General features: G+C 58.0%; 27 protein-coding genes (1 of these 27 only partly in view). 8 read left to right on the top strand and 19 right to left on the bottom strand.

What is annotated here, in order from left to right:
* Positions 1–1,961: the 5' portion of a DNA polymerase I gene (polA, locus tag ACSMDR_RS10910; RefSeq protein WP_436468288.1), read on the bottom strand. It extends 784 nt beyond the left edge of the window; 1,961 of the gene's 2,745 nt are visible here — the first part of the coding sequence; its start codon is at positions 1,959–1,961; the stop codon falls past the left edge of the window.
* A 402-nt stretch (positions 1,962–2,363) separates the two neighbouring features.
* Here polA and elbB point away from each other — a divergent pair, with 402 nt between their 5' ends.
* Positions 2,364–3,017, top strand: a complete 654-nt coding sequence (elbB, locus tag ACSMDR_RS10905; RefSeq protein ID WP_436468287.1) for an isoprenoid biosynthesis glyoxalase ElbB — start codon at positions 2,364–2,366, stop codon at positions 3,015–3,017.
* Positions 3,018–3,151: 134 nt separating this feature from the next.
* Here the strand turns inward: elbB and ACSMDR_RS10900 are convergent, their stop codons facing one another.
* From ACSMDR_RS10900 to fieF, 4 genes are all read right to left on the bottom strand, one after another.
* Positions 3,152–3,361, bottom strand: a complete 210-nt coding sequence (locus ACSMDR_RS10900) for a cell division protein ZapB (protein WP_005907913.1) — start codon at positions 3,359–3,361, stop codon at positions 3,152–3,154.
* A gap of 169 nt (positions 3,362–3,530) precedes the next feature.
* Entirely contained in the window at positions 3,531–4,811 is a 1,281-nt protein-coding gene (locus ACSMDR_RS10895; RefSeq protein ID WP_436468286.1) for a hypothetical protein, read from the bottom strand.
* Between the two features lie 20 nt (positions 4,812–4,831).
* The gene (cysE, locus tag ACSMDR_RS10890; RefSeq protein ID WP_005907916.1) at positions 4,832–5,611 is read right to left on the bottom strand and encodes a serine O-acetyltransferase; all 780 of its coding nucleotides are present in this window, start codon (positions 5,609–5,611) and stop codon (positions 4,832–4,834) included.
* 8 nt (positions 5,612–5,619) lie between these two features.
* Positions 5,620–6,531: a cation efflux pump FieF gene (gene fieF, locus ACSMDR_RS10885; RefSeq protein ID WP_436468285.1), complete on the bottom strand. Its 912-nt coding sequence runs from the start codon at positions 6,529–6,531 to the stop codon at positions 5,620–5,622.
* A gap of 87 nt (positions 6,532–6,618) precedes the next feature.
* On the opposite strand from fieF, the gene ACSMDR_RS10880 reads away from it, so the two are divergent.
* The 3 genes from ACSMDR_RS10880 to trmL all read left to right on the top strand — a co-directional run bounded on the left by ACSMDR_RS10880 (position 6,619) and on the right by trmL (position 9,192).
* Positions 6,619–7,311: a response regulator gene (locus ACSMDR_RS10880; protein WP_005894089.1), complete on the top strand. Its 693-nt coding sequence runs from the start codon at positions 6,619–6,621 to the stop codon at positions 7,309–7,311.
* Positions 7,308–8,660: an ATP-binding protein gene (locus tag ACSMDR_RS10875; RefSeq protein ID WP_436468284.1), complete on the top strand. Its 1,353-nt coding sequence runs from the start codon at positions 7,308–7,310 to the stop codon at positions 8,658–8,660. The genes ACSMDR_RS10880 and ACSMDR_RS10875 overlap by 4 nt, the downstream gene beginning before the upstream one ends.
* A gap of 67 nt (positions 8,661–8,727) precedes the next feature.
* Positions 8,728–9,192 carry a tRNA (uridine(34)/cytosine(34)/5-carboxymethylaminomethyluridine(34)-2'-O)-methyltransferase TrmL gene (trmL, locus tag ACSMDR_RS10870; protein ID WP_005894085.1) on the top strand — a complete coding sequence of 155 codons (465 nt, stop codon included), beginning with the start codon at positions 8,728–8,730 and terminating at the stop codon, positions 9,190–9,192.
* Positions 9,193–9,281: 89 nt separating this feature from the next.
* Here the strand turns inward: trmL and dinF are convergent, their stop codons facing one another.
* The 6 genes from dinF to ACSMDR_RS10840 are packed head-to-tail and all read right to left on the bottom strand — an operon-like array spanning position 9,282 to position 14,342.
* Positions 9,282–10,640, bottom strand: coding sequence for an MATE family efflux transporter DinF (dinF, locus tag ACSMDR_RS10865; protein WP_436468283.1), 1,359 nt, complete (start codon positions 10,638–10,640; stop codon positions 9,282–9,284).
* Between the two features lie 4 nt (positions 10,641–10,644).
* Positions 10,645–11,271 (bottom strand): SCO family protein, encoded by a 627-nt coding sequence (locus tag ACSMDR_RS10860; protein WP_005894081.1) that lies wholly within the window; start codon positions 11,269–11,271, stop codon positions 10,645–10,647.
* Positions 11,264–12,160, bottom strand: a complete 897-nt coding sequence (cyoE, locus tag ACSMDR_RS10855) for a heme o synthase (protein ID WP_005894079.1) — start codon at positions 12,158–12,160, stop codon at positions 11,264–11,266. The genes ACSMDR_RS10860 and cyoE overlap by 8 nt, the downstream gene beginning before the upstream one ends.
* A gap of 1 nt (position 12,161) precedes the next feature.
* Entirely contained in the window at positions 12,162–13,148 is a 987-nt protein-coding gene (locus ACSMDR_RS10850; protein ID WP_005894077.1) for a COX15/CtaA family protein, read from the bottom strand.
* A 40-nt stretch (positions 13,149–13,188) separates the two neighbouring features.
* A complete protein-coding gene (locus ACSMDR_RS10845) occupies positions 13,189–13,659 on the bottom strand; it encodes a redox-active disulfide-containing membrane protein (RefSeq protein WP_436468282.1) in 471 nt (156 codons plus the stop codon).
* Positions 13,656–14,342 carry an SURF1 family protein gene (locus ACSMDR_RS10840; RefSeq protein WP_436468281.1) on the bottom strand — a complete coding sequence of 229 codons (687 nt, stop codon included), beginning with the start codon at positions 14,340–14,342 and terminating at the stop codon, positions 13,656–13,658. Before ACSMDR_RS10840 ends, ACSMDR_RS10845 begins: the two co-directional genes overlap by 4 nt.
* A gap of 87 nt (positions 14,343–14,429) precedes the next feature.
* Between ACSMDR_RS10840 and ACSMDR_RS10835 the strand changes: the two genes are divergently transcribed.
* Positions 14,430–14,636 (top strand): DUF2909 family protein, encoded by a 207-nt coding sequence (locus ACSMDR_RS10835; RefSeq protein WP_436468280.1) that lies wholly within the window; start codon positions 14,430–14,432, stop codon positions 14,634–14,636.
* A gap of 7 nt (positions 14,637–14,643) precedes the next feature.
* On the opposite strand, the gene ACSMDR_RS10830 is transcribed toward ACSMDR_RS10835, so the two are convergent.
* The 5 genes from ACSMDR_RS10830 to lexA form a co-directional block, all read right to left on the bottom strand.
* Positions 14,644–15,561, bottom strand: coding sequence for a cytochrome c oxidase subunit 3 (locus ACSMDR_RS10830; RefSeq protein ID WP_436468279.1), 918 nt, complete (start codon positions 15,559–15,561; stop codon positions 14,644–14,646).
* Entirely contained in the window at positions 15,554–16,090 is a 537-nt protein-coding gene (locus ACSMDR_RS10825; RefSeq protein WP_436468278.1) for a cytochrome c oxidase assembly protein, read from the bottom strand. Before ACSMDR_RS10825 ends, ACSMDR_RS10830 begins: the two co-directional genes overlap by 8 nt.
* 1 nt (position 16,091) lies before the next feature.
* The gene (gene ctaD, locus ACSMDR_RS10820) at positions 16,092–17,675 is read right to left on the bottom strand and encodes a cytochrome c oxidase subunit I (RefSeq protein ID WP_436468277.1); all 1,584 of its coding nucleotides are present in this window, start codon (positions 17,673–17,675) and stop codon (positions 16,092–16,094) included.
* An 11-nt stretch (positions 17,676–17,686) separates the two neighbouring features.
* Positions 17,687–18,757: a cytochrome c oxidase subunit II gene (coxB, locus tag ACSMDR_RS10815; protein WP_436469308.1), complete on the bottom strand. Its 1,071-nt coding sequence runs from the start codon at positions 18,755–18,757 to the stop codon at positions 17,687–17,689.
* A 239-nt stretch (positions 18,758–18,996) separates the two neighbouring features.
* The gene (lexA, locus tag ACSMDR_RS10810) at positions 18,997–19,626 is read right to left on the bottom strand and encodes a transcriptional repressor LexA (protein ID WP_005894059.1); all 630 of its coding nucleotides are present in this window, start codon (positions 19,624–19,626) and stop codon (positions 18,997–18,999) included.
* Positions 19,627–19,829: 203 nt separating this feature from the next.
* Between lexA and plsB the strand changes: the two genes are divergently transcribed.
* On the top strand, positions 19,830–22,250 hold the full coding sequence (plsB, locus tag ACSMDR_RS10805) for a glycerol-3-phosphate 1-O-acyltransferase PlsB (protein WP_436468276.1): 2,421 nt from the start codon (positions 19,830–19,832) through the stop codon (positions 22,248–22,250).
* 178 nt (positions 22,251–22,428) lie between these two features.
* Here plsB and ubiA read toward each other — a convergent pair whose 3' ends face one another.
* Both ubiA and ACSMDR_RS10795 read right to left on the bottom strand, forming a co-directional pair.
* On the bottom strand, positions 22,429–23,292 hold the full coding sequence (gene ubiA, locus ACSMDR_RS10800; RefSeq protein ID WP_436468275.1) for a 4-hydroxybenzoate octaprenyltransferase: 864 nt from the start codon (positions 23,290–23,292) through the stop codon (positions 22,429–22,431).
* A gap of 122 nt (positions 23,293–23,414) precedes the next feature.
* Positions 23,415–23,939, bottom strand: coding sequence for a chorismate--pyruvate lyase family protein (locus ACSMDR_RS10795; RefSeq protein ID WP_436468274.1), 525 nt, complete (start codon positions 23,937–23,939; stop codon positions 23,415–23,417).
* Between the two features lie 146 nt (positions 23,940–24,085).
* On the opposite strand from ACSMDR_RS10795, the gene ACSMDR_RS10790 reads away from it, so the two are divergent.
* Complete coding sequence (locus tag ACSMDR_RS10790; RefSeq protein WP_040318902.1) at positions 24,086–24,514, top strand: flagellar basal body-associated protein FliL; 429 nt, start codon at positions 24,086–24,088, stop codon at positions 24,512–24,514.
* 77 nt (positions 24,515–24,591) lie between these two features.
* Positions 24,592–24,756 (top strand): hypothetical protein, encoded by a 165-nt coding sequence (locus ACSMDR_RS10785; protein WP_005894048.1) that lies wholly within the window; start codon positions 24,592–24,594, stop codon positions 24,754–24,756.
* A gap of 66 nt (positions 24,757–24,822) precedes the next feature.
* Here the strand turns inward: ACSMDR_RS10785 and ACSMDR_RS10780 are convergent, their stop codons facing one another.
* A complete protein-coding gene (locus ACSMDR_RS10780; RefSeq protein WP_005894046.1) occupies positions 24,823–25,158 on the bottom strand; it encodes a DUF2799 domain-containing protein in 336 nt (111 codons plus the stop codon).
* Positions 25,159–25,189: the final 31 nt, after the last annotated feature.

Raw genomic sequence — 25,189 nt, 5'->3', positions numbered from 1 at the left:
AGTCTGCCCGTCGCTGCCACGGCCTGATGATAGGAGGTATGCACCCGGCCTGTCCGGGGCTTGATCATCAAGGGCAGCTTGTCGGTATAGGTTGACTTGAGCTTGGCCAGGGTGCGGTGCTCCATCAAGAGCCGTGGCAACTCATAGTTTTCAGCCAGCTCGGCCAGCACCTCTTCCGCCGTAGAAGGCGCACCTTTGGGGGTCTTCTTGATGATGGGCAGCGCCAGCTTGGTGAAGAGTATTTCGCCAAGCTGTTTCGGGGAGGATAGGTTGAACTCCTGACCCGCCAGCTCGTGAGCCTGACCCTCCAGCTCTTTGAGACGCAGCTCTATCTCCTGGCTCTGCTGATGCAGCAGCTTGGGATCTATGGTGGTGCCGAGCAGCTCCATCCGTGCCAGTACCGGCAACAAGGGCAGCTCTATCTCCTGAAAAACCTTGGCCAGGGAAGGCTCCTGGCCGAGCTGACCCCAGAGGGCATGATGCAGGCGCAGAGTGATGTCGGCATCTTCCGCCGCATAGGGGGCGGCTTGCTCCAGCTCGATCTGATTGAAGGTGAGCTGCTTGGCCCCCTTGCCAGCGATCGCCTCGAACGAGATGGTATCCACCCCCAGGTACTTCTTGGCCAGGGAGTCCATGTCGTGACGGCTGGCGGTGGAGTTGAGCACATAGGACTCGAGCATGGTGTCAAAGGCGATACCCTGCAGATCGATGCCGTGATTGAGCAGCACGTTGCGATCGTATTTGAGATTCTGACCCACCTTGAGGTGGGTACTATCTTCCAGCAGCGGCTTGAGTTTGCCCAGCACCACAGCCTCGGTCAGCTGAACCGGCGCCCCCAGATAATCATGACCAAAGGGCACATAGGCGGCTTTGCCCGGCTCTATGGCAAAAGAGACGCCGATGACGCGCGCCTCCATATAATCGAGACTGGTGGTCTCGGTATCGAAAGCAAACAGCTCGGCGGCGGCCAGCTTGGCAAGCCAGCCGTCAAACTCAGCCTCGGTCAATACACATTGATAATCGGTCTCGATAGCCGGTGTGCTATCCGGTTCGACCTGCGCATCGTTACTGGCATCGGTACTCCCCTCCAGCTCCTTGACCAGGTTGCGCAGCTCATATTCGCGGTAGACGGCCAGCAGTGACTCCTTGTCGATAGGGCCAAGCACCAACTCCTCAAGGGACTGCTCAAGTTCAACATCAGTCTTGATCGTCGCCAGTTCATAAGAGAGACGCACCTGCGGCTCCTGCTCGCGGAACTTGTCGGCAAATGCCTTGGAGCCACGGAAACCGAGATCGGCGACCTTGTCCAGATTGGCTGCGATCTGGTCGATGCTGCCGATCCCCTGCAACAGGGCCTGCGCCGTCTTCTCACCCACCCCTGTCATACCGGGAATATTGTCCACCTTGTCCCCCATCAGCGCCAGATAGTCGATGATGAGTTCAGGGGGAACACCGAACTTCTCTATCACTCCTTCTCTGTCAGTGACCACATCCTTCATGGTGTCTATCAGCGTGACATGATCAGAGACCAACTGCGCCATATCCTTGTCACCCGTGCTGATGAGCACCGGCAGTTGTTTCTCGGTCGCCTGACGAGCCAGAGTGCCGATCACATCGTCGGCCTCAACCCCCTCGACCATCAAGAAGGGGAAGCCCATCGCCTTGATCATCTGGTGAATAGGGGCGACTTGGCTGCGCAAATCGTCCGGCATACTGGCGCGGGTCGCTTTGTACTCGGGATAGATCTCATCGCGGAATGTCTTGCCCTTGGCATCGAACACCACGGCAACATGACTGTCTGGGTACTGCTTGCGCAGACTGCGCATCATGTTGGCCATCACCCGTACGGCGCCGCTTGGCAACCCGGTCGAGGTTCGAAGGTCAGCCTGTTGGGAGGCGAAGAAGGCGCGATACAGGTATGAAGAACCGTCGACCAGAATGAGGGGATTGCTAGGGGCCATGAAGTCGTCCTGCCAGAGAGATAAACAGCCGCTAGGATGCCACAGGGGCACGGCAGCACCAAGAGGGCTGGTCTAGCCGATTACTGGCTAAATGCCAACCACAATCTGTGGATAACTCTGTGTCTAAAATCACAATGCAGCAGCCAACCCTGTGAAAAAACTCAGGGAGCAACAAAAAAACCATTTAAAACCAATGCCATACAAAACAACAACGATGCAATGTTGCAGATTTGATGATCTAGGTAAATGTGGAAAAAATTTTAAGGGGATTGGTAAGGCAGGATCCAAAACGAAACAATCCTAGCACAGCACTGTGACTTGACCAGTCGAGGGTGAACGATAACCATACCAAAGTGCCAGTTTCCATCCTGGCTCACATTTTCGACAACCAGGAGTATCCCCATGAAAAAAGTGGCCGTGATCTTGAGTGGCTGTGGCGTATTTGACGGCAGTGAAATCCACGAAGCGGTGATCAGCCTGTTGGCCCTGGCGCGCCAGGGAGCCGAGTATCAGTGCTTTGCCCCCGATGTGCCCCAGCTGCATGTCATCAATCACCTGACTGGGGAAATCAGCGAGGGAGAGAGTAGAAACGTGCTGGTCGAGGCGGCCCGCCTCTGCCGTGGCCAGATCCGCGATGTGGCGGAGCTGGACGCCGCCGATTTCGATGCCCTTCTGCTACCCGGCGGTTTCGGCGCAGCCAAGAACCTGTGCGACTTCGCCCTCAAGGGGGCGCAATGCCAGATCCAGCCAGATGTGTTCAAAGCCTGTCAGCACTTTGCCAACGCAGGTAAACCTGCCGCCTATATCTGCATCGCGCCGGCCATGATCCCGCTCATCTACGGCGCCGGCACCCTGGCCACCATTGGCCACGACGAGGGCACCGCCAACGCCATCGAGGCGATGGGTGGCAGCCATCTCAACTGCCCGGTCAATGAGTTCGTGGTGGATCAGGAGCGCAAGGTGATCTCCACCCCTGCCTACATGCTGGCCAGCAACATAGCAGAAGCGGCAGACGGCATAGGGAAGACCGTCAAGCAGCTGCTCGGCATGTGTTGAGCTCGATGCCCTGCATGGCCCAGGCCGGGACAGGTTGGCGAGCTCGCGAGATGAATCGCCCCCCTGCAATCTGATCTCAGTAAAAAGGCCGCTCGATGAGCGGCCTTTCAATGTGCAGCGAACGAGCGCGTCGCTTAGATGGCTTCATCCATCTGATCGATCTTGCCGAGCAGGGCGCGCAGACGCTCTTGCCAGGCTTGGTGCTCATTGCGCAGCTGATGGTTCTCATCTTGCAGCTGAGTGTTCTGCTGCTTCAGATCGTCCAGTTCCATCTTCAGCAAAGAGATGTTGTCGACGGCAGATTGGACTTTGGATTCGAGTTGTTCAAGGACTTCTAATGACATGATGCCTACCTATTTGTTCAATTGCGATGCCCCACAGAGGGCGATTCCAGCGCGTGAGGCCAGCATACCCTGAGCCGCTCGGCACAAACAAGCCGGAGCGAGGGAAAATGGGGTCTCGACGCCCTCCCAGCTCAAATCTGCGTCTATTTTCTTCACATCAACCCCTGCCTCAGCCAGACCAGGCCAGGTAAGCCCCGATCAACAGGCAGGCAACCAGATACATGAGGCCGCCGTAGGCTAGATTCCAACGCAGCAGCAGGGCTGCGCTCAAGTTGTAGCGGGCGGCCAGAGCCAGATTGGATCCGGACAGCGGACTGGTCCCCGTCGCCAGTCCCCAGCCAAGCAGGAAGCACATGCCAAGCAGACTGGGATCGGGGTGCAGGGGCCAGAGCAGGGGAGCCAGACCCGAGATGCTGATGAGCGGGTGTACCCCGAAGATGGCCACCACCAGCATGAACAACAGGGTCAAACAGGCTTCCAGCCAGCCGAAGTGATTGAACAACGGCAGACCGTGATCGCCAAAGACAAAGGTGGATAGAGCACTGTTGATGCTGGCCGCAAGCAGACCCGCACCGAGGAAGAGTACCAACTGGCCACCAATGGCGGGAAACCGCTCCACAACCTGACGCTTGAGTGCCAAGGCCCGCCCCTGATGGGGCATGAACACCAGGGCAAGGGCGGGTGCCACCAGGGCGATCACCGCCAGAATGCTGAGTTCAGGCCAGAGCTGTTTGAGCAATACCACCACCACGGCCAAGACCACCGGCAGGAGCAAGGTCTGCAAGCGCAGCGGGTAGCCTTGAAATTCCGCTATGGCTCCCAGTCTCTCCACCTGCCAGGCAGTGATCCCCATGGCCAGCAAGGCACCGACAATACCGAACGGCATGATACTTGCGAGCTGCATCCCTGGGGCATAGGTCAAGGCAACGGCCATGGCCACGAAGAAAGGTGACCAGAAGGCGGCGGCGCAGAAGATTCTACTGAGAACCATCACCTGACGCCGCTCCAGGCTGTTATTGCGCTCCAGGCGATCGCCAATGATGAAGAGCACAGACAGGTTGATCACGGCGCCGAGCAAATTCAGGCTCGCCATCGTGCTCCACAGCCCCTTGCGCCCAGACCATGCGCTAGTGCCGCCTTGCAGGCCGACACTGGCCAGGTTGAGGGTACTGACGGCGGCAAACATGGTCAGCATGTTGATGTTGGGTAGCAGCCAGTCCCCAAGGGAGAGACTGGCGCCTCGCCAGAGGGAGAACAATAGCAACAACAAGGCGGCGCCATAAAGCGCCAGGGCTTGCCGTTTTGCCGCCCCCGCCAGCCTGGGCCAGGTGAGCAATGAGGCGAGCCAGGCAGCCAGCGCCGCTGGCCAGGGCGAGACACCACCGTAAAGATGCAGCAGGTTGAGAAGCCACATTGCCAGGATCAGGTATCCCGACCACAACTTGGCCATGAGCCCGCCTTAATGAGAGTTCAGAGACACTGGTCCATGTCCAGAGAGGGTTTCTCACAGTCGGGATGGCCCACTATCTTGGCGGGCACGCCGGCGACCGTGGTGTGGGGCGGCACCGGGTTGATCACCACACTGCCGGCGCCTATCTTGGCGCCCATCCCCACTTCGATATTGCCGAGCACCTTGGCGCCCGCCCCTATCATGACCCCTTCACGGATCTTGGGATGACGGTCGCCGCCCGCCTTGCCGGTTCCGCCCAGGGTGACACTCTGCAGTATGGATACATCATCCTCGATCACCGCCGTCTCGCCGACCACGATGCCGGTGGCATGGTCGAACATGATGCCCTTGCCGATCCGGGCCGCGGGGTGCACGTCCACCCCAAACACCACAGATATCTGGTTTTGCAGATAGAGGGCCAGCGGGCGGCGCCCCTGCTTCCACAACCAGTTGGCTACCCGGTAACCCTGCAAGGCATGGAACCCCTTGAGATAGAGCAGAGGAGTGGAGAAAAACTCGACCGCAGGGTCGCGCTCCTGCACGGCACAAATATCCGCAGCGACCACAGCCAGCAAGCCGGGATCGCTACGCAGCGCCTGTTCTATTACTTCGCGCAGGACGATGGCGGGCATGGTTGCGCTGTCGAGCTTGTTCGCCAACTGGAAGCTCAAGGCAGAGCGCAGCGTCTCATGATTGAGAATGGTGGAGTGAAAGAAGCTGGCCAGCATGGGCTCTTCCGCCGCCATCCTGCCCGCTTCCAGCTGAATTTTTTGCCACGTGTGGGCAACCAGATCATCCATGTTACTGCCTACTGTTGTTCGATTGGAGGGCCTTGCTGTTCCTTGAGCACTACTGAGATAGGATCCATATGTATGATGACATCCGTCCGCTCAAACGCCTGACGCACCGCCAATTCCGCCTCATCGGCGATCTGGTGGGCCTTGACCAGGGGGAGCTGATCGTCCAGCTCAAGGTGCAACTGTACAAACCGGGTAGGCCCGGATTGGCGAGTACGCAGGTCGTGAACCCCATGTACGCCAGGGACCTGACAGCAAAGACTTATTATTCTCGCTTGTTCCTCCTCTGGCAACTGGCGATCCAGCAGTGCTTGCACCGATTCGTACCCTATGGTGAGTGCGCCCCACAACAGGAAGAGGCCGATCAGTACGGCAAAGAGACCATCGGCCCAGAACCAGCCCTGCCCTGCCAGCACCAAGGCGAGCAGGACACCGCCATTGAGCAACAGATCGGAGCGGTAGTGCAGCATGTCCGCCTTGATCGCCACGCTACCCGTGCGCGCCACCACGAATTGCTGGAACCCCACCAGCGCCAAGGTCAGCACTATGGAGCCCACACTCACCCAGATCCCCGCCTCCAGTCGCAAGATGGGATCCTGCTTGAGCAAGGAGGAGATGCCATGCATCACCAGCAGCAGGGCAGAACCCGAGATGAAGGCCGACTGTATCAGCCCGGCCAGGGATTCCGCCTTGCCATGGCCGAACTTGTGTTCCTCATCGGCCGGCGCCAGGGCGTAGCGGATGGCGAGCAGATTGATGATGGAGGCGCTGACATCCATGAAAGAGTCGGTCAGGGAGGCCAGCAGGCTGGAAGAGTCCGTCATCAGCCAGGCGATCAACTTGGCTGTGATGAGCAGGGTTGCCGTGCCAATCGCGGCCACACTGGCCAGAGTGACCCAGCGGGAATATTGTTGATGAGTCACAACCGGCTTTCCTCTTGCGGTTAAAAAACTATTATACCCTGACCCTGCCTCCTCTTTGGCGCGAAAAATGATCGGTACGAGCAACAGATGAATAGAATCCTGCTGGTCGATGACGACCTAGACCTCACCCAGCTGCTTCACGAGATCCTGACTCTGGAGGGTTTTCAGGTGACGGTGGCTGATGACGGTGAACAGGGGCTGCAATGTCTGGATGAGCAGGTCTTCGACCTGATTCTGCTGGACGTCATGATGCCCAGGCTCAACGGCTTCGCCATGCTGGCCAAGCTGCGGGAGCGGCTCGATACCCCGGTGCTGATGCTGACCGCCCGCGGTGACAGTCAGGACAGAGTCAATGGTCTGGAAGCTGGCGCCGATGACTACCTGGCCAAGCCATTCGACGATCGCGAATTGCTCGCCCGCATTCGCGCCATACTGCGCCGCACTCAGCATTCCAATGCTCAGAAGCTTGGCGCCGATGAAGTATCGTTTATGGATATCCAGTTACAACCCGGCTTGCAGCAAGCTCGCTGCGCCGGAAGAGAGCTGGATCTGACCGCAACCGAATTTGGCTTGCTCGAATGCCTGCTGCGCAGCCCGGGCCAGATCATCAGCAAGAAGCTGCTTTCCGAACAAGTGCTCGGCAAGAAGCTCGAACCCTTTGATCGCGCCATCGACATGCATCTGAGCAACTTGCGCAAGAAGCTGCCGGAGCGGTCCGATGGTCAGCCCCGCTTCAAAACGGTGCGGGGCCGCGGCTATCTCTGGCTGGAAGCAACATGAAACCCCACAACATCCACGGCCTCTCCAGCCAGATATTTCTCTGGTTCTGGAGCATGCTGCTGCTGATCCTGGCGGTGGTGATCAGCCTGCCGTCGCTGGATCCCCGCAACACCATTCCCCTGCCCCCCAAAGAGCAGCTCTACATGAAGCAGCACGTCAGTGCCTTGCTGCAGGGGGCCCCGCCCGATCAGGCATTCGACTTGCAGCAGGCACTGCAGGTCGCCGGTCTGATGCAGGTGGGCAGCATCTATGTGCGGGACAAGGAGGGTCAGGTACAGTCCACCACGCCACCGGACAAGTTCGTGATGCGCTTCATGTTGGAGGTGGACCAACTGACCAGCCCCATGATGGGCCGGGACCATGATGATGCCATCGCCGGTCCCTTCCTGCTCGAGCACAATGGCCATAGCTACCATGTCTACTTCGGGCTCAATGTCGATAATCCTTATCTGTTTCTGGTGATCCAGATCCTGGACCACCCCGTGCTGATCCTGCTGGTCGCCATGTTGATCAGCACGCCGCTTTGCCTGCTGCTGGCCATGCGGCTGACCCGTCCCATCCAGCAATTACAGCAATCTGTCTCCCAAATTGCGGCCGGTGAACTGGAAACTCGCATTCCCAATCTGGATAGACGGGACGAGATAGGCCAGTTGGCCGATAACGTCAGCCACATGGTGGAGACACTCAAGCTGATGATCCAGAAGCAGAAACAACTGCTCTCCGATATCTCGCACGAGCTGCGCAGCCCGCTCACCCGCATCCAGCTCGCCCAAGCCCTGATCCGCCGCAAGCAGGGGGATAGCAATGAGCTGGCGAGGATCGAATCTGAGATTGGTCGGCTCGACAAGCTGATCGGCGACCTGCTCGATCTCTCCCGGGCCCAGCAACACGTGGAGGCGCCTGGCCACCATCAGCTCGCCGATCTGCTCGATCCCATACTGGATGATGCTCTGTTCGAGGCGAACCAGAGCGGCAAGCAGCTAAGAGTGCCGCCCCTGCCCGATATCGCCCTGCGGATGTGGCCGGAGCTGCTGGCGCGCGCCCTGGAAAACCCACTGCGCAATGCTCTCAAATACGCTACTAGCTTGATCGAAGTAGATTGGACCAGCACGGACCAGTACTGGATCATGACCATACGCGATGATGGCGCCGGGGTCCCCGCAGAGCAGCTGGCCCTGCTGTTCCAGCCCTTCTACCGGGTCGATGATGCCCGCAACAGCCAGACGGGGGGCACCGGATTGGGACTCGCCATCGCCGCCGAAGCGGTGCGCCGCCATGGCGGCATCATCACGGCCGACCATAACGACCCCCACGGCCTGCTCATCACCATCACCTTGCCACTGGCATGACTCTCTTTTCATTGCCGCGAGCGCTGGTTATGCTGGCGCCCCTTCAGGCCCCTATCAGGATATTGTCATGCTCGACATAGTGCTCTACCAACCGGAAATTCCCCCCAATACCGGCAATATCATCCGACTCTGTGCCAATTCCGGCTATCGGCTGCATCTGATAGAGCCCCTGGGTTTTGAGTGGGACGATAAACGGGTCAAGCGCGCCGGTCTGGATTACCACGAGTTCGCCGAGGTAAAACGCTGGCCCAGCTTCGCAACGTTCATGGCCGAAATAGCCCCGACCCGCGTGTTTGCCTGTACCACCAAGGCGACCCAAGCGCACTCGGCGGTCAATTTCGCCCTCGGTGATGCCCTGCTATTTGGCCCGGAGAGCCGCGGCCTGCCCATGGAGCTCATTGAGGGCCTGCCCCCCGAGCAGCGGTTGCGCATTCCCATGGTGCCCAATAGTCGCAGCATGAATCTCGCCAACGCTGTGTCTGTGTTTGTCTACGAGAGCTGGCGTCAACTCGGTTACCAAGGCGCCCAGTAACCGGATCGGAAGGGATCCCCTAAAAAAAGAGCCCCTATGCTGACAAAGGGGCTCACCTGATCGGACTAAACGACAGGGTATGAAGTAGCTCAGTGGCGAGTTGCGAGCAAGCGACCATCGTGCTCCATGCGCCAACAGAGCAGGCCCAGGCTCAAGCCCCGGCCGACCATCAGCGCCGCCATTGCAGCCCAGAGCGCGCTGCTGCCAAGAGGCTGACATAGCCACCAGACCGGGAAGAAGCCACCAAATACCGCGACTAGCATGCTGTTACGCATCTCCCGGGCCCGGGTTGCACCGATAAATATCCCATCGAACAGGAAGCACCAGACCGCCAGAAGCGGCATGACCACCAGCCAGGGCAAGTTGCGCTGCGCCTCCCGGATAACCTCAGGCAGGTCCGTGATACTGGCGATCAAGGCTTGCCCAGCCAAGCCAAATACCAGGGTAAAACCTGCTGCAACCAGCAGAGCCCAACCCAGATTGAGCACTATCACTTCCCGCAATCCCTGTCTGTCGCGACGGCCGATGGCGCGCCCCACCATGGCCTCTGCACCATAAGCAAAACCATCCAGCCCGTAAGAGATCAGCATCAGCAGGTTGAGCAGAACCGCATTGGCCGCCACCGTCACGTCACCAAGCCGAGCCCCCTGCAACGTCATGAAGGCGAAACTGAGCTGCAGGCAGAGGGAGCGGATGAATATATCCCGATTAAGTCCCAGCAGGCGCAACAAGGCTGGCCACTGTCGCCAGCGGCTCCAGGCATCTTGCCAGACGTCGGGCGCAAGGCATCGCAGACGGCGGCTCACCAGCCAGACACCCACCCCGAGGGCACAGTAATCGGCGATGAGGGAGGCTGCCGCCACCCCTTTGACCTCCCAACCCAGCCCCAGCACGAATAGCGCATCCAGGGCCATATTGATGATATTGCTCAGGATCAACAGCGCCATCGGGCTGCGGGCATCCTGCAACCCCAGCAGCCACCCCATGATCACCAGGTTGCACAAGGCCGCTGGTGCACTCCAGATACGCACGGCCACATACTGGCTAGCATAGTGTTGCACCTCGGCCGAGCCCCCGCTCAAACCGATGATATGTGGCACCAGCGGTAACACCAGCACCATGACCAGCCCCCCCATGAGCAGGGCCAACGCCATGGCGCGGGCCAGGGTATCCAGCAGATCCCGCCCGTTGGTCGCACCATGGGCCTGCGCCGTCAACCCCGTAGTCGACATGCGCAGGAAGCCAAGCAGCCAGAAGATAAGGTTGATAAGAGTGGCACCGACCGAAACGCCACCGAGAAACCAGGCCTGACTCAAATGGCCGATGACCCAGGTATCAACCAGGCCAAGCAACGGGGTGGTGATATTGGAAAACACCATGGGTAGCGCCAGGGCGAACACGGCGCCATGGCGGGCGGGATCCCGCAGCCAGGCAGGTAAAGGGTTCATCCGCTCAGTTGCCGGCGAGGGTCAGGATGCGGGAAAAATCCGACACCATGGTCTTCATCACCACATGGGGCACCTGACCCGGGGCCGACTCAGGCCGGAAGATGGCCTGCAACTGCCCCTGCGGATTGACCAGCACTATGGAGGCTGAGTGATCAATGAGGTAATCCTTCTCCCCTTGATCGGCGATGGAGTAGATGAGGCCGAGGTTGCGCACGAAGGGGAACAGGTCAGCATGGGGGGCGGTGGCCGCCTTAAACTCGGGCTGAAAGAAGGCGACATAACTCTTCAGACGCTCCGGGGTATCCCGCTGGGGATCCGCCGAGATGAATACCACTTGGCTACGGGCATCCAGCGCCTTCAAATCGGGATAGATGGACCTCAGGTCAGCTAGCGTGGTGGGACAGACATCGGGGCAAAAGGTGTAGCCAACAAACAGGAAACTCCAATGTCCCTGCAGACTGGCTGGCGTGAAGGGCTGGCCATCAGCATCGGTCAGGGTGAAGGTACCGAGATCACGTCCGACCGGATAGTAGGTCGCCAGCTCAGGCTCTTGGGGTTTATGGATAAACCAGGCGGTGGAAACGCCCGCAACAAATACCAGCAACAACAGGGAAAAACGCCACTTAGCCATAGTCAATCCAGTGATCCGCCAACAAGACAACGAAGAGTACCATCAGGTGTGTGATGGAAAATTTGAAGCAGTGTATCGCAGTCTGTGCATCCGGCGAGAACTTGAGGCGCCAGGCCCAGTGTATAAATCGCAGGTTGAGGCAGACACTTCCGAGCAGATATCCCCACCCCGCCATGCCAACCACCCAGGGCAAGAGGCAGATCAGGGTAAGCAGCAGGGTATAGAGCAACACACAGGTCTTGGTAAACTCGATGCCATGGGTCACCGGCAACATAGGGATATTCGCTCGCGCATAGTCATCGCGCCGGTGAATGGCCAAGGCCCAAAAATGCGGGGGTGTCCAAGTAAAGATGATGGCCACCAGCAGCAGGGCATGGGGATCCAGTGCCCCCGTGACCGCCGTCCAGCCAAGCAGAGGAGGCATGGCTCCCGCCAAGCCGCCGATCACTATGTTCTGCGGTGTCGCCCTCTTGAGCCAGACAGTGTAGACCACGGCATACCCTATCAAGGAGCAGGCCGTCAGCCAGGCGGTGAGGCCATTGACCCCAAGCCAGAGAGTGGTGATACCGCCAGTGCACAGCAGGAGCGCGAAGGTCATCGCATGGTGTGTCTCTATCCGACCCCGCGCCACCGGCCTATGCTGGGTGCGAGCCATGCGCAAGTCGATGTGCCTGTCCAGCACATGATTGATTGCCGCCGCTCCTCCCGCCGCCAGTCCGATCCCGGTCAGCGCCAGAAGCACCCGACTCAGGCTCGGCACCTGACCCGTGAGATACATGCCCACCAACGCCGTCAGTAACAGGAGAGCAACCACCTTGGGTTTGGTAAGCATCAGATAATCTTGCCAACGCAACCAGGCCGTGGCGTACAACCCATGGGTTCGAATCATCTCACGTCTCCCTTATCCGGGCTGACTGGCGACCGAGTGCAAACCAGATGGTCACCATGGTGAGTAGCAACAAGGCGGCAACCCCATGATGGGCCAGTGCAACGGGCAGGGGCAGCAACAAACCAATGTTGCTCACCCCCAAGACTATTTGCAGCAATACCAGAGCTGCCAACACCAATCCCAAACCAACCAACCCCTCTCGGCCAATACGCCATGCCAGCAGCAGCAGGGTAAGCCCTGTAACGACGGCCCAACTCCTGTGGGTCAGCTGTATCGTCATGCGAGCACCATATGGCAATACGCCAAATTGATAACTGTCGCTAGGTGGCGGAACGGGATCGAAGGCCTGGATAAAATCGAGCCAGCGCCACCAGGGCCCATCGCACCAGGGCAGCTGATGGCAGGTGAGCGCCGCATAGTTGGCCGAAGTCCAGCCACCCAGTGCTATCTGCATTACCAACACCCCTAAACCAATTCGGGTCAGCCAGAGAGTGCGGAAGGGATAGAGGATCGGGATCACTGACTCGGTAGCCACTGACCAATGCCTCAAGTTAGCCAGCCAGAGCAACGCCAATATGGTCATCCCTCCTAGCAGATGGCCCATCACCACCAGAGGGAAGAGATTCATGGTTACCGTCAGCATACCAAGCGAGGCCTGTCCCAGTACCAAGCCAAATGTCAGGCAGGCTAGCAGTCGGCCCTGCCGTCGAAGGAAGGAGACCAGCACCATGGCCAAGATCACGAGACCAAGCATCCCGGCACAATAGCGATGGAGCATCTCATTCCAGGCAAGGTGTGGTTGTAGTGGAGTATCAGGAAAACGATGCTCGGCCAATGCAACTTCATGGCTCTGGCTGGGCACCATATGAAAGCCATAACATCCTGGCCAGTCCGGACAGCCGAGACCGGCCTCCGTCAGCCGGGTATAAGCACCGAGTACTACCACTACGGCAGCGAGCAACAAGGCACACAGACTGATCCAGCGCATATCCCCCCCAAGACCCTATGGGCCAGATGGTTTATTGTTCTTATCCTATTCTTGATAATTTCAATAGCTTGCGAAGGTCAGCCAGCATAGCCTCCCCGGCCGACAGTTCATCTCCCGAGGTAAGGGTAATGGGATAACGTAAGACCAGCTGTCCTCTGGGATCCGCGATATAGATGTAGCCCTGTGCCAGCCCGGTTTGATTCACCGCCGCCTTGATCAGTGGATCCAGACTCTCGCTGCCCAGGCGCATGGGAACCACCCGATCCCGCTCCTGACCCAGCGCTAGCCAGCTTTGGTGCAACAGATAGACACCCGCCTTGCAGCGAACATCACAAGTGGCATCTGTTGGCAATAACAGATGCCACCGGCCCTGTTGGGGCACCTGACCCTGTACCCACTCTCCCTGAGCTGTCGCCCCCCCCTGAAACCAGTGCTGGCTAAGCACCAGCCAAGCAATGGCAGGAGACGCCAAGAACACCAGCAGCAGCCCCAATAGTGGCATCACCTTCATTTCGCCTCCTTCTCTCTGTGCACATGTTCAGCCTCAACCTCGTGGGTTGTCTTGCACCACCACCAAGCAGTCAGTCCGATCAGGGTCAATGCCATGACAAACCACTGCACGGCATAACCTATGTGTCGGGATGGGGCCATCGGCATCTCAGGTTGGCGATGGATTAACTCAGGCCAGGCTCCTCCTTCCTCTAGCACCAGCACGAAGGGCAAAACTGGTTGGTGCCACTGCTTCGCCAACCAGGGGGTATCTATCGTCTGGAGCCGATGTGGCCACTCTTCCTCCGCGTTGCCGAGGTGCAGAGGGGGATGATAGGGGCGAGCCACCCGTCCTCGAACTCGGTACTCTCCTGCCGGTTGTGAAACAGCTGGTATAACCTGACGATCTTGTCCTTGGGGCAACCAACCCAAATCGACCAGCAATAACCCCTGTGCCGTAACCATAGGGCGTAAAACCTGGTAACCCGGCCGCCCTTGATAAACCTGGTTATCGAGGAAGAGGGTGACCCCTGGGGCAAATCCCCCTTCCATTGAGAGCTGATAGCCATACCTGTCCTCCTTGACCAACAGGTCCTGCAGACTCAGTTCGACTTGGCCACGCTGATGCATCTGGTCAAGCAACTGGCGCTTTTGCGCGGCACGAGTCAGCTGCCAGCTGCCGAGCCAGACCATGAGCAACGCCATGGCACAGGCCAGTACCAGTAGACCAACTCTTCCTTTTGCCCCTGCAAAGCCACCTATAATCACGTCATCGCCCGGAGAGTAACGACCATGATCATCAAGTTTTTCCTGTTATTGCTGCTCGCCATGGTACTGATTTCCCTGTTCAGGGCCCTGTTCCAACTGGTCAGGGGCCAGACTCACCTACCAGCGAGTCACTACCTGGGGCGCAGAGTGATCTTCTCAGTGCTGCTAGTCGCCTTGTTACTGCTAGCCATGCTGAGCGGCCTGTTGACCATTAACCCTTCACCTTTCTGAGCGCTCTCTAAAGGATATAGACGAAAACAAACAAGCAGAGCCAGACCACATCAACAAAATGCCAGTACCAGGCGCTAGCCAGAAAGGCAAAGTGTTGATGTGCATCGAAATGCCCTTTCATCACCCTGAGCCACATAATGGAAAGCATCAGAGAGCCTAGGAATACGTGCATCCCGTGAAAGCCGGTCAGCATAAAGAAGGTGTTGCCATAGATGCCGGACTTAAGCGTCAGCCCCATTTCTGTATAGGCATGGTGGTATTCGAATACCTGTAATGAAAGGAAAAGCAAACCAAGTAAGACTGTGCTGCCGAGCAGTACCTTGACCCGGCTCCTATGCCCCTGTTCCAGGGCCTGGTGGGCAAATTGCAACGTCACCGATGAACTGAGCAGCAATAGCGTATTGGCAAGCGGTAGTCCTTGCCAGGGCATCGCCTCGGTACGGATGCCAGCGGGCGTGGTAACCAGCGGCCATATCGCCTTGAAATCAGGCCAGAGAACCTCATGGGTGCTGAGGTGATGAAAATGCTCCCCGCCCAGCCAGGGAACCGACAGCACCCTGGCATAGAAAAGAGCGCCGAAGAAAGCGCCGAAGAACATCACCTCGGAGAAGATGAACCAACTCATTCCCTGACGAAAAGATCTGTCCATCTGCTCGCTGTAGAGCCCGCGCATGGATTCATTGATGACGTGGCCAAACCAGCCAAACAGCATGGTGATGATGGTCAGGATCCCCGCCAATAACAGCCACCCTCCCGGACTGCCATGACTGATCAAGGTACCGGCTCCGAATGCCATCAGGAACAGGCCCACAGCCCCCATGATGGGCCAAGGACTTTGCGCGGGCACATAGTAACTCGAACTATTCGCCATACTCGCCTCCGATACGGGGCTCGATGCCTCGTCATGTGAGATCCGTTCAGCCACTCTGACCGCCCTGACTCGTCGCCTTGGTCACGTCATACAAGGTGTATGAGAGTGTCAGGGTATGCATTTCGGCTGGCAGGGCCTGATCTATATAGAAGCGCAGCGGTAACTCCGCTTTCTCCCCGATGGCCAAGTGTTGTTGTTGAAAACAGAAACACTCTGTCTTGTGCAGATAACGGGCGCCCAGCCCGGGGGTCACTGAGGGCACGGCTTGCAAAACCCTGGCACTACCTGCCAGATTCTCGACCATGAAATGGGTACTGCTCAACTCGCCAGGATGTACCTCTATCCGTTGGACGACCGGGGCAAACTTACCCTCAAAGCCTGGGAAGGGATAGGCCACAAGTTCCAGCGTCACAGTGCGGGATCTGTCGACCTCTCCTGTGGCAGCCGCAGCCGCCACAGGCTCCGTCTTGCCATTAATCCCCGTGATCTGGCACAAAACGTCATACAAAGGCACCAGCGCATAGCCAAACCCGAACATCAGCAGAGTGATCAGCATCAGCTTGAGGGTGAGCTTTGCGTGCATCTCACTGCACCTCGGGTGGGGTGGTGAAGGTGTGATAGGGCGCTGGCGACGGCACTTCCCACTCCAGACCCTGGGCACCATCCCAAGGTTTGGCTGGTGCGGCGGCGCCACCTCGGATGCATTTGATCACCACGTAGAGAAAGATGAATTGGGACAGACCGAATGCAAATCCCCCCAGACTGACGATGCTGTTCACATCGGCAAATTGGATTGAATAATCAGGGATCCGCCGTGGCATGCCTGCCAGACCGAGGAAGTGCATCGGGAAGAACAAAACATTGACCGAGATGACGGAACACCAGAAATGCCACTGGCCGAGCCGCTCGTCATACATGTGCCCTGTCCATTTAGGGAGCCAGTAATACGCCGCAGCCATGATGGAGAAAATGGCTCCCGTCACCAGTACATAGTGAAAATGTGCCACCACGAAATAGGTGTCGTGATACTGAAAGTCCGCCGGTGTGATGGCCAGCATCAGCCCGGAGAATCCCCCCATGGTAAACAGCACTATGAAGGCAATGGCGAACAGCATGGGCACCTCAAAGCTGAGCGACCCGCGCCACATGGTAGCCACCCAGTTGAATACCTTCACACCTGTCGGCACCGAAATGAGCATGGTGCAATACATGACGAAGAGTTCGGCGAACACCGGCATGCCGGTGGTGAACATATGATGAGCCCACACCAGGAAGCTCAGCCCGGCGATCGAGGCGGTGGCATAGACCATGGAGCTATAGCCAAACAGTGGCTTGCGAGAGAAGGTGGGGACTATGGCAGAGATGATGCCGAAACTCGGCAATATCATGATGTAGACCTCGGGATGACCGAAGAACCAGAAAATGTGCTGGAACATGACGGGATCCCCGCCTCCGGCAGCATCGAAGAAACTGGTACCGAAGTATTTGTCGGTCAGCACCATGGTCACCACTCCGGCCAGCACGGGCATGACGGCGATCAATAAGAACGCTGTCACCAACCAGGTCCAGACGAACAGAGGAAGTTTCATCCAGGTCATGCCTGGCGCCCTCAGGTTACAGATAGTCACTATGACATTAATGGCCCCCATGATGGAGCTGATCCCCATGATGTGGATGGAAAAGACAAACAGGGCCGTGCTGTCAGGAGAGTAGTGGGTCGAGAGCGGTGCATAGAAGGTCCAACCGAAGTTGGGCCCACCTCCCTCTGTGAACAGCGACCCCAGCAGGATCAGAAAAGCGAATGGCAGTATCCAGAAGCTCCAGTTGTTCATGCGGGGCAGCGCCATGTCCGGTGCCCCGATCATCATTGGGATCATCCAGTTGGCCAGCCCGGTGAACGCAGGCATGACGGCGCCAAATACCATCACCAGGCCGTGAACCGTGGTCATCTGGTTGAAGAAGGCGGGTTCAACGAGCTGTAATCCCGGCTGAAACAGCTCGGCCCGGATCACCATGGCCATGGCTCCCCCGGTCAAAAACATGGTGAAACTAAACCAGAGATAGAGGGTTCCAATATCCTTGTGATTGGTTGTCAGCAACCAGCGCAGCAAGCCCCTGGGCTTGTAGCCATGTTCTGTCTGATGATCGACATCCGTGACGACACTCATCTTGCTCTCTCCTACCTGGATTTTTCCTTGAGGAAGGCATCTATATCCTTGGCCTGCACCTCATCGCCCTTGTTATTGCCCCAGGCGTTGCGCTCATAGGTGATCACGGCTGACAGCTCCTGCAGGCTTAGCTGGTTGGCAAAGGCCTGCATGGCCGTTCCTGGTTTGCCGTGCAACACTCGCTCCAAATGGTCTGCCTTGGGTCCCATGGCAATCGGACTGCCTTTAAGAGAGGGGAAGGCGCCCGGTACCCCCTCGCCATTGGCCTGGTGACAGGCGGCGCAGTGACCGATATAAATCTTCTCGCCAAGCTTCATCAATTCGTCCCGACTCATGGTCATGGCCAGCAGTTTCTGCTCCTGCTCTTTGGCCGCCAGCTGCTCGGTTCGGGTCTTGCTCAACCACTGATTAAACTCGTCCTCAGGCTTGGCGATCACCACTATGGGCATGAAACCATGTCCCTTGCCGCACAACTCGGCACATTGGCCGCGATAGATACCGGGTTCATCAATACGGGTCCATGCCTCGTTGATGAAGCCTGGGTTGGCATCCTTCTTCACCGCGAAAGCGGGCACCCACCAGGAGTGGATCACATCCTGAGAGGTGATGAGAAAACGTACCTTCTTGCCAGTGGGCAGCACCAGGGGGCGATCCACCTCGAGCAAATAGTTCTCCCCCTTGCTGCGCTTGCTGTCGATCTGCGCCTGGGGTGTCGCCAGCAAGCTGTAATACTCGACCTCGTCATCGAAGTAGCGATAGTGCCACTTCCATTGCGACCCCGTGACCTGCACCGTCAGGTCGGCATCCGCTGTGTCTTCCATCGCGATCAAGGTGCGGGTGGCCGGAATGGCCATGCCAATAAGGATAAGGAAAGGGATCAAGGTCCAGAGGATCTCGACCTTGGTACTCTCGTGAAAGTGGGCGGCTTTAGCGCCTTTATCCTGCCGGTGGTGCCAGATGGCCCAAAACATGACGCCGAAGACTATCAAGCCTATCAAGGCACAGATGATGAGAATGGTCATGTGCAGATCATAAACGTTGCGACTGACGGCGCTGACGCCTTCCGTCATGTTGAAGCGCATGCTATTGCCGAGCGCAACACCGCTCCAGACACATAGAAAGATTGAGAGAGTAATCAGGACTCTTTTCACTCTGCCCCCATTTTTAGCGCTGCCCTGTCGGGCATTTCTTCCCTGAGATTGGTCTTTGGTGCCAATCAACAGGTTAAGTAAAGCAGCAAATGAGGATGTGTGAAAAAAGTGTTAAAAAAGAATTTAAGAAAACAGGCGGGAATAACAAGGCCCCTCGACGGGGCCCGGGGCTACATCCAGTCGGCGTTGCGGATCACGCCAACTGCCAACCCCTCTATGGTGAGATGTTGGCTCGCCAGATCGACGGCGATAGGTTGCAGCTCTTCATTTTCGGGGAGCAGCCACACCTGGCTACCTTTGCGCTGGAAACGCTTGACGGTGACATCCTCATCAAGACGCGCCACGACTACTTGACCGTTGCGTACCTCTTGGGTCTTGTGTACTGCGAGCAGATCACCGTCCATGATACCTATGTTCTTCATACTCATGCCCTGCACGCGCAGCAGGAAGTCGGCTCTTGGGTGAAACAGGGCGGGATCGACTTGATAGTGACTCTCGATATGCTCCTGAGCCAGGATGGGTTCACCCGCGGCCACCTTACCGATGAGCGGTAGACCCTGATCTTCGTTCGCCGCCGCCTCAACATCGTCGAGCAAAAGACGAATGCCACGGGAAGTGCCAGGTAGTATCTCTATGGCTCCCTTCTTGGCCAAGGCTTTTAGATGCTCTTCAGCAGCATTGGCCGACTTGAAGCCGAGTTTCTGGGCGATCTCGGCGCGCGTCGGCGGCATGCCGGTCTCGCTCATGTTGGCCTTGATGAGATCCAGCACCTGAGCCTGGCGGGGAGTAAGGGGTTTCATAAGATTGGCACCTGTTTTTTTATACAGCACACTGGCAGTATATACAGTGTGTTGACCAAGGCAAGGTTCGACTGACAATTGTCGCACTCTCGACCTAAATAACCCGGTTCCCGCCCTCGGACGTGGACTCATCGTACCTCTCGGCGACAAGCACAACATGATTTGCTATGCTCACGCCGCCTTTTTTTGGAGAGCAGACGCATATGTCCCTTGGGCAGAGAATTTCCAGAGCCATACTGCAATGGCCGGTCAGTGGCTTGGTCAATCACAAGAGCCTGCCGGAAAACCCCATCACAGAGCTCGACCTGGACCCGGCCAGACCCATAGTCTATGCCCTGAAAACCAGTTCAATTACCGATCTGCTGACGCTTCAGCAGTGCTGTGAAGATCTCGGCCTGCCAGGCCCCTTCACTCCCCTTGCTTTGGGAGGAAAAACCGTCCCTCGTTACGTCTGCCTCGACCGGCCACCGCCTCTGTTTGGCGCACGCAGCAAGCCACTTCCCTTCCTGCAAGAGTTTCAGCAGTTGCTGGATCTGCACAAGCTTGATAGCGGGCTGGACGTGCAGATAGTGCCCATCACCCTGTTCTGGGGCCGTGCCCCGGGCCGTGAAGGAGAGGAAGCCTCCGGCTGGAACATCATCAGTAGCCTGGCGCCCAACCGGCTCAAGAAGGCGCTGATCGTGATCCTCAAGGGCCGGGAAAACCTGGTGCGCTTCTCGCCACCGCTCTCCCTGCGCCAGATGGCTGACAAACATGGAACTGATGAGGCCATCGCCCACAAGCTGGCGCGTGTCGCTCGCATCCACTTCAGTCGCCAGCAACTGGCTGCGACCGGCCCCAAGTTGCCTAATCGCACCCTGTTATTCAGACAGCTACTGGACTCCGGGGTCATCCAGCAAGCCATAGAGGAAGAGGCCGAGCGCGATAATATCAGCCTCGACAAGGCGCAGAAACGCGCCCATGACTACATGGATGAAATTGCCTCTGACTTCTCTTATCGGCTAATCCGGTTGGGGGAGAGCTTCCTCGGCTGGTTGTGGAACAAGCTCTACCGCGGCCTTTCGGTCAATGGCGCTGAAAAGGTGCGTCAACTGGCCCAGGAGGGTCATGAGATTGTCTACGTACCCTGCCATCGCAGTCACATGGACTATCTGCTGCTCTCCTATGTCATCTACCACCAGGGCATGGTGCCGCCTCATATCGCCGCCGGCATCAACCTCAACTTCTGGCCGGCGGGTCCCTTGTTCCGACGTGGCGGCGCCTTCTTCATTCGCCGTACCTTCAAGGGCAACCCCCTCTACAGCACAGTGTTCCGTGAATACCTCAATCTGCTGTTTGCCAAGGGCTATTCGGTGGAATTCTTCACTGAGGGCGGACGTTCGCGCACAGGTCGCCTGCTGCCCCCCAAGACAGGCATGCTGGCTATGACGCTGCAAGCCATGATGCGTGGCCTGGACAGGCCGGTGACCCTGGTGCCCGTCTATCTTGGCTACGAGCATGTGATGGAGGTAAATACCTACCATAACGAGCTCAAGGGCAGTCGCAAGGAGAAGGAGAGCTTCCTGCAAGTGCTGGGCATACTGCGCAAGCTGCGCAATTATGGTCGCGGCTTCGTCAACTTTGGCGAACCACTGACCCTCAATGGCTATCTCAACGAGCATGTGCCCGAATGGAAGGCTGACATTGGCCAGGAAGAACGCCCAGACTGGATGGCACCCACTGTCACCCAGCTGGCCGATTTACTGATGATCCGCATCAATGATGCCGCCGCGGTCAATGGTCTGACACTGAGCGCCTTGGCGCTGCTCGCCGCAGAGCGCCACGCCCTGACCCGCGACGAGTTGCAGGCCCAGCTCAATACCTATCTGGACCTGCTCAAACAGGTGCCCTACAGCGAGCACAGCACGCTGCCGGAAGCAGATGCCAAGGATTTGCTGGATCAGGCCATGGAGCTCAACAAGTTTCAGATCAGCGAAGACAAGCTGGGCCAGATCATCAGCCTGGACCGCTATCAGGCGATCCTGCTGACCTACTACCGCAACAATATCTTGCACCTGTTCGCCCTGCCCTCACTGGTGGCGGCGTTGATCGAGCGTTGCGAGGGGATCTCCCGCAACGAGATAGTGGCGCGCTGCATCGACATTTATCCCCTGCTCAAGACAGAGTTGTTCCTGCGCTATGAAGAGGAGGAGCTACCCGACTTGGTTGATGCCCTGCTGGCCGAGCTGCAGCGCCAGCAACTCATCGAAGTGCGCGATGGCGGTCACTGGGTCAATCTCGGCAACCAGATGCGCCTGCTGCTGCTGGCCGAGAGCATCCAGGAGACCCTGCAACGCTATGCCATAGTGCTGACTCGCATGCTGGCCCAGCCCAGCATAGAGGCTGAACAACTGGAGGCTGACGGCCTCATGATGGCTGAGCGACTCGGCACTTTGCATGGTATCAATGCCCCCGAGTTCTTCGACCAGAAGCTGTTCAGCACCCTGATCCATACCCTGCGCAGCGAAGGGTACCTGGACTCGGGCAGCAAACCCGATCTCGGTCGCTTCCAGGCTCTGGCCGACAACATACTGCCCCTACTCAGCAACAAGATCCGGCGCACCATACAGGCTGGCAATCAATAGCTCATCAAGCCAAGACCGCGCCATGCGAGTGAGCCGTCAATCGCTCCCCGCAACCACCAAAGGGCCGCATCATGCGGCCCTTTCTCTATTCGCCCCACCATGAACTGGCATCAACTTTCCACACCAATACGATAAAGGCCGCATAGCGCGGCCTTTATCGAGATCCATTCTCCTGGTTCTACAAGTAGTGCAACACCAGACCTGCAAACACCAAGGCACCGGCATAGTTGTTATTGAGGAATGCCTGGAAGCAGGCCTCGCGGTCACGTTCGCGAATAAGCCGCTGCTGGTAGACGAACAGGATGGCGGCGCCGAGCAGGCACCAGTAATAGCTGGCGCCAAGCATCATCATTTGCCCTACGCCCAGCAAGATCAGCAGGGTGGCCAGTTGCAGCAATCCGATGATCAACTTGTCGAAGCGGCCAAACAGGATGGCGCTCGACTTGATGCCGAGCCGCAGATCATCATCCCTGTCGACCATGGCGTACTGAGTGTCATAGGCGATGGTCCACAACAGGTTGGCCAGAAAGATGAGCCAGGCCACCGGCGGCAAGGCATCCGCCGCCGCCGCATAGGCCATGGGAATAGACCATGAGAAAGCCAGACCGAGCACCAGCTGGGGAATGGAGATGAAACGCTTCATGAAGGGGTAGCAGACAGCCAGCAGCAGACCGGCAAACGACAGACCTATGGTGAGTGCATTCTGGGTCAGCACCAGGACAAAGGAGAGTAGCGCCAACACGGCAAACAGCAACAGCGCCTCTTTTGGGCTCACCTTCCCCATGGGCAGAGGCCGGCCCGCCGTACGCTTCACATGGCCATCAAAATTGCGATCTGCGTAGTCGTTGATGACACATCCCGCCGAGCGCATGGAGAAGACCCCGATCACGAACACCAGCAAGGTTCCGAGATTGGGCAGGCCGCCTGCCGCCAACCAGAGCGCCCACAGGGTCGGCCAGAGCAGCAACAGAGTGCCGATCGGCTTGTCGAGCCGGGCCAGCTGGGCATAGGCCAGGCCACGCTCCTTGGTCAATACAATCACAGCAACTCCTTGTATAAATTCGGGAAGATCAAGGCCGATAGAGAGAAGCAGCCCGAGGGCTGACACTGACGCCTCCGATCATGGAATAACTGGTGGTATCTCCATCACGCCAGTGGTCGGAGCTATGATTGGCTCGAGCGTGCCAGCCCTGGCAACAACACCTCGTGCACCAGCAGAGGCCAGCCATTGAGATAGAGGCGTGAGCGCCGTCCCCAGACCGCGCTGGACTCACCCATCCCATCGACCAGCTCGAAGCGGGCCAGCTGCAGGCAATCCCGCGGAGCGGGGGCCGCCCCGAAGATACGCTCGCCCAGGGGTTGCTCACCCAGCTGGTCGAGTGCGGCCCCGGCCAGGGCCTCGTCGGCGAACAGGGTCCAGCCCAGCACGGCAGGCCCGCCATCCCCATGCAGGATCACCTCCCGCCGCAGTCCGGTTACGACACCGAGCAGAGCCTGTTCATCCGGCGTCAATGCCTGCTGGTGATGACCGAGCAGCTCCAGGGAGAAGTGATCATTATGGCGACGCAGGCGCGCCGTCATGGACCCGGTGTCGAACAACCAGGGCGCCAGCTCAGCTGGCGGCATGGCACTGGCTGGAGCCAGCCAGTCGCTAATCCGCATGAGGGGAACAGTCAGCTCGGATTTCACCGCATCACCATCCAGAGAGTTCCGTTATCAGGTTAAAATCCGGTTTATTATCCGTAAATCGATCGAAAAATGTAAGGAAATCCGTGCTTGACGCCCCAGCAGGCAACATCAAAAATGGGACACCTCACCAGTCTGAGTCCCCGACCATGCCCTATGCACTGAAACACGCTCGCCAGTTCGCCATTTTGCTGCTTGCCCTGCTGACCAGCCCGGCTTGGGCAGAAGAGTCCGCCGATGCCGCCGCCCAACAGGATGGGGTTGCCTACCATCCCCTTGAACCGGATATCATCACCAACTACCTGAGCGAGGGCAAGACCCTGGGCTATGTGCGGGTCACCGTCGAGCTGATGGCTGAAAACCACGGGAACCTCAAATTGCTGGAGACTCATGATCCCTTAATCCGCGACGCCATCATACGTCTGATGGGCAGCAAGACGGCCGAACAGATCAAGTCGCTCGCCAGTCGCGAAGAGCTGCGCAAAGAGTGCGAGGCCAAAGTCAATGAACTGCTGGTCCGTGAGACAGGCAAGAAAGCGGTCAAGGAGCTGATCTTCACCAAATTCCTCTACCAGTGACCCGCTACGAGCACACTGTATTAGTAATGCAAATCGATTAGAATACGGCGACACAACAGCCAAGGTGGTCGGATCGTATGGGTAACAAGACCCTGTGTGAATGGCGCCGCCAAGAGATCCCCTTCGATCTCAAGGCCCTGCGCAAGATAGTGCGCAAACCCAAGTTTATCTGTGGCAAATGCGCCCGCAGTGCCAATGACAAGAGCTACCTCTGTCAACCGCTGCGCCTCAAGGAGAAGTAGGACCACAGGCGCTGGCCTCGTCACAAGACCATTGCGATAAGGGTGTGTCTCCCGCGCACAGCCGCCTTACTGATCCGTCCAGCCCTGGCGCCCCTGCGCGAACAGCTTGCGCGCTTGAGCATCATTCGGGCAGACCCCGCGATACTCCTCACCTGAGCGACCGGCCAGATAGAGATGCTCGGGGCGGCAATACCAGGCCAGCCCCCTCTTGCGACCTTGCTCCCAGAGTGCTTCATCGACCTTGATACCGCACTGGGTCTGATGAAACTCGACCCTCTGTTCGGTAAACCCCAACTTGCCATCGGCCTCGCCAACCTGATCCCACAGCTTTTCACAGGGGTCATCCGAGTTGGAAACACAACCGCCAAGCAGGCTGGCGCAGAGTATGAGTAATAGGCGCATCTTCATCCTTGAGCGTCATTCGGGCTTTCAT

The sequence above is a fragment of the Aeromonas molluscorum genome, from assembly GCF_051376105.1.
In the GTDB taxonomy this organism is placed as follows: Bacteria; Pseudomonadota; Gammaproteobacteria; order Enterobacterales; family Aeromonadaceae; genus Aeromonas; species Aeromonas molluscorum.
This window is presented reverse-complemented; position numbering and strand designations above follow the sequence as displayed.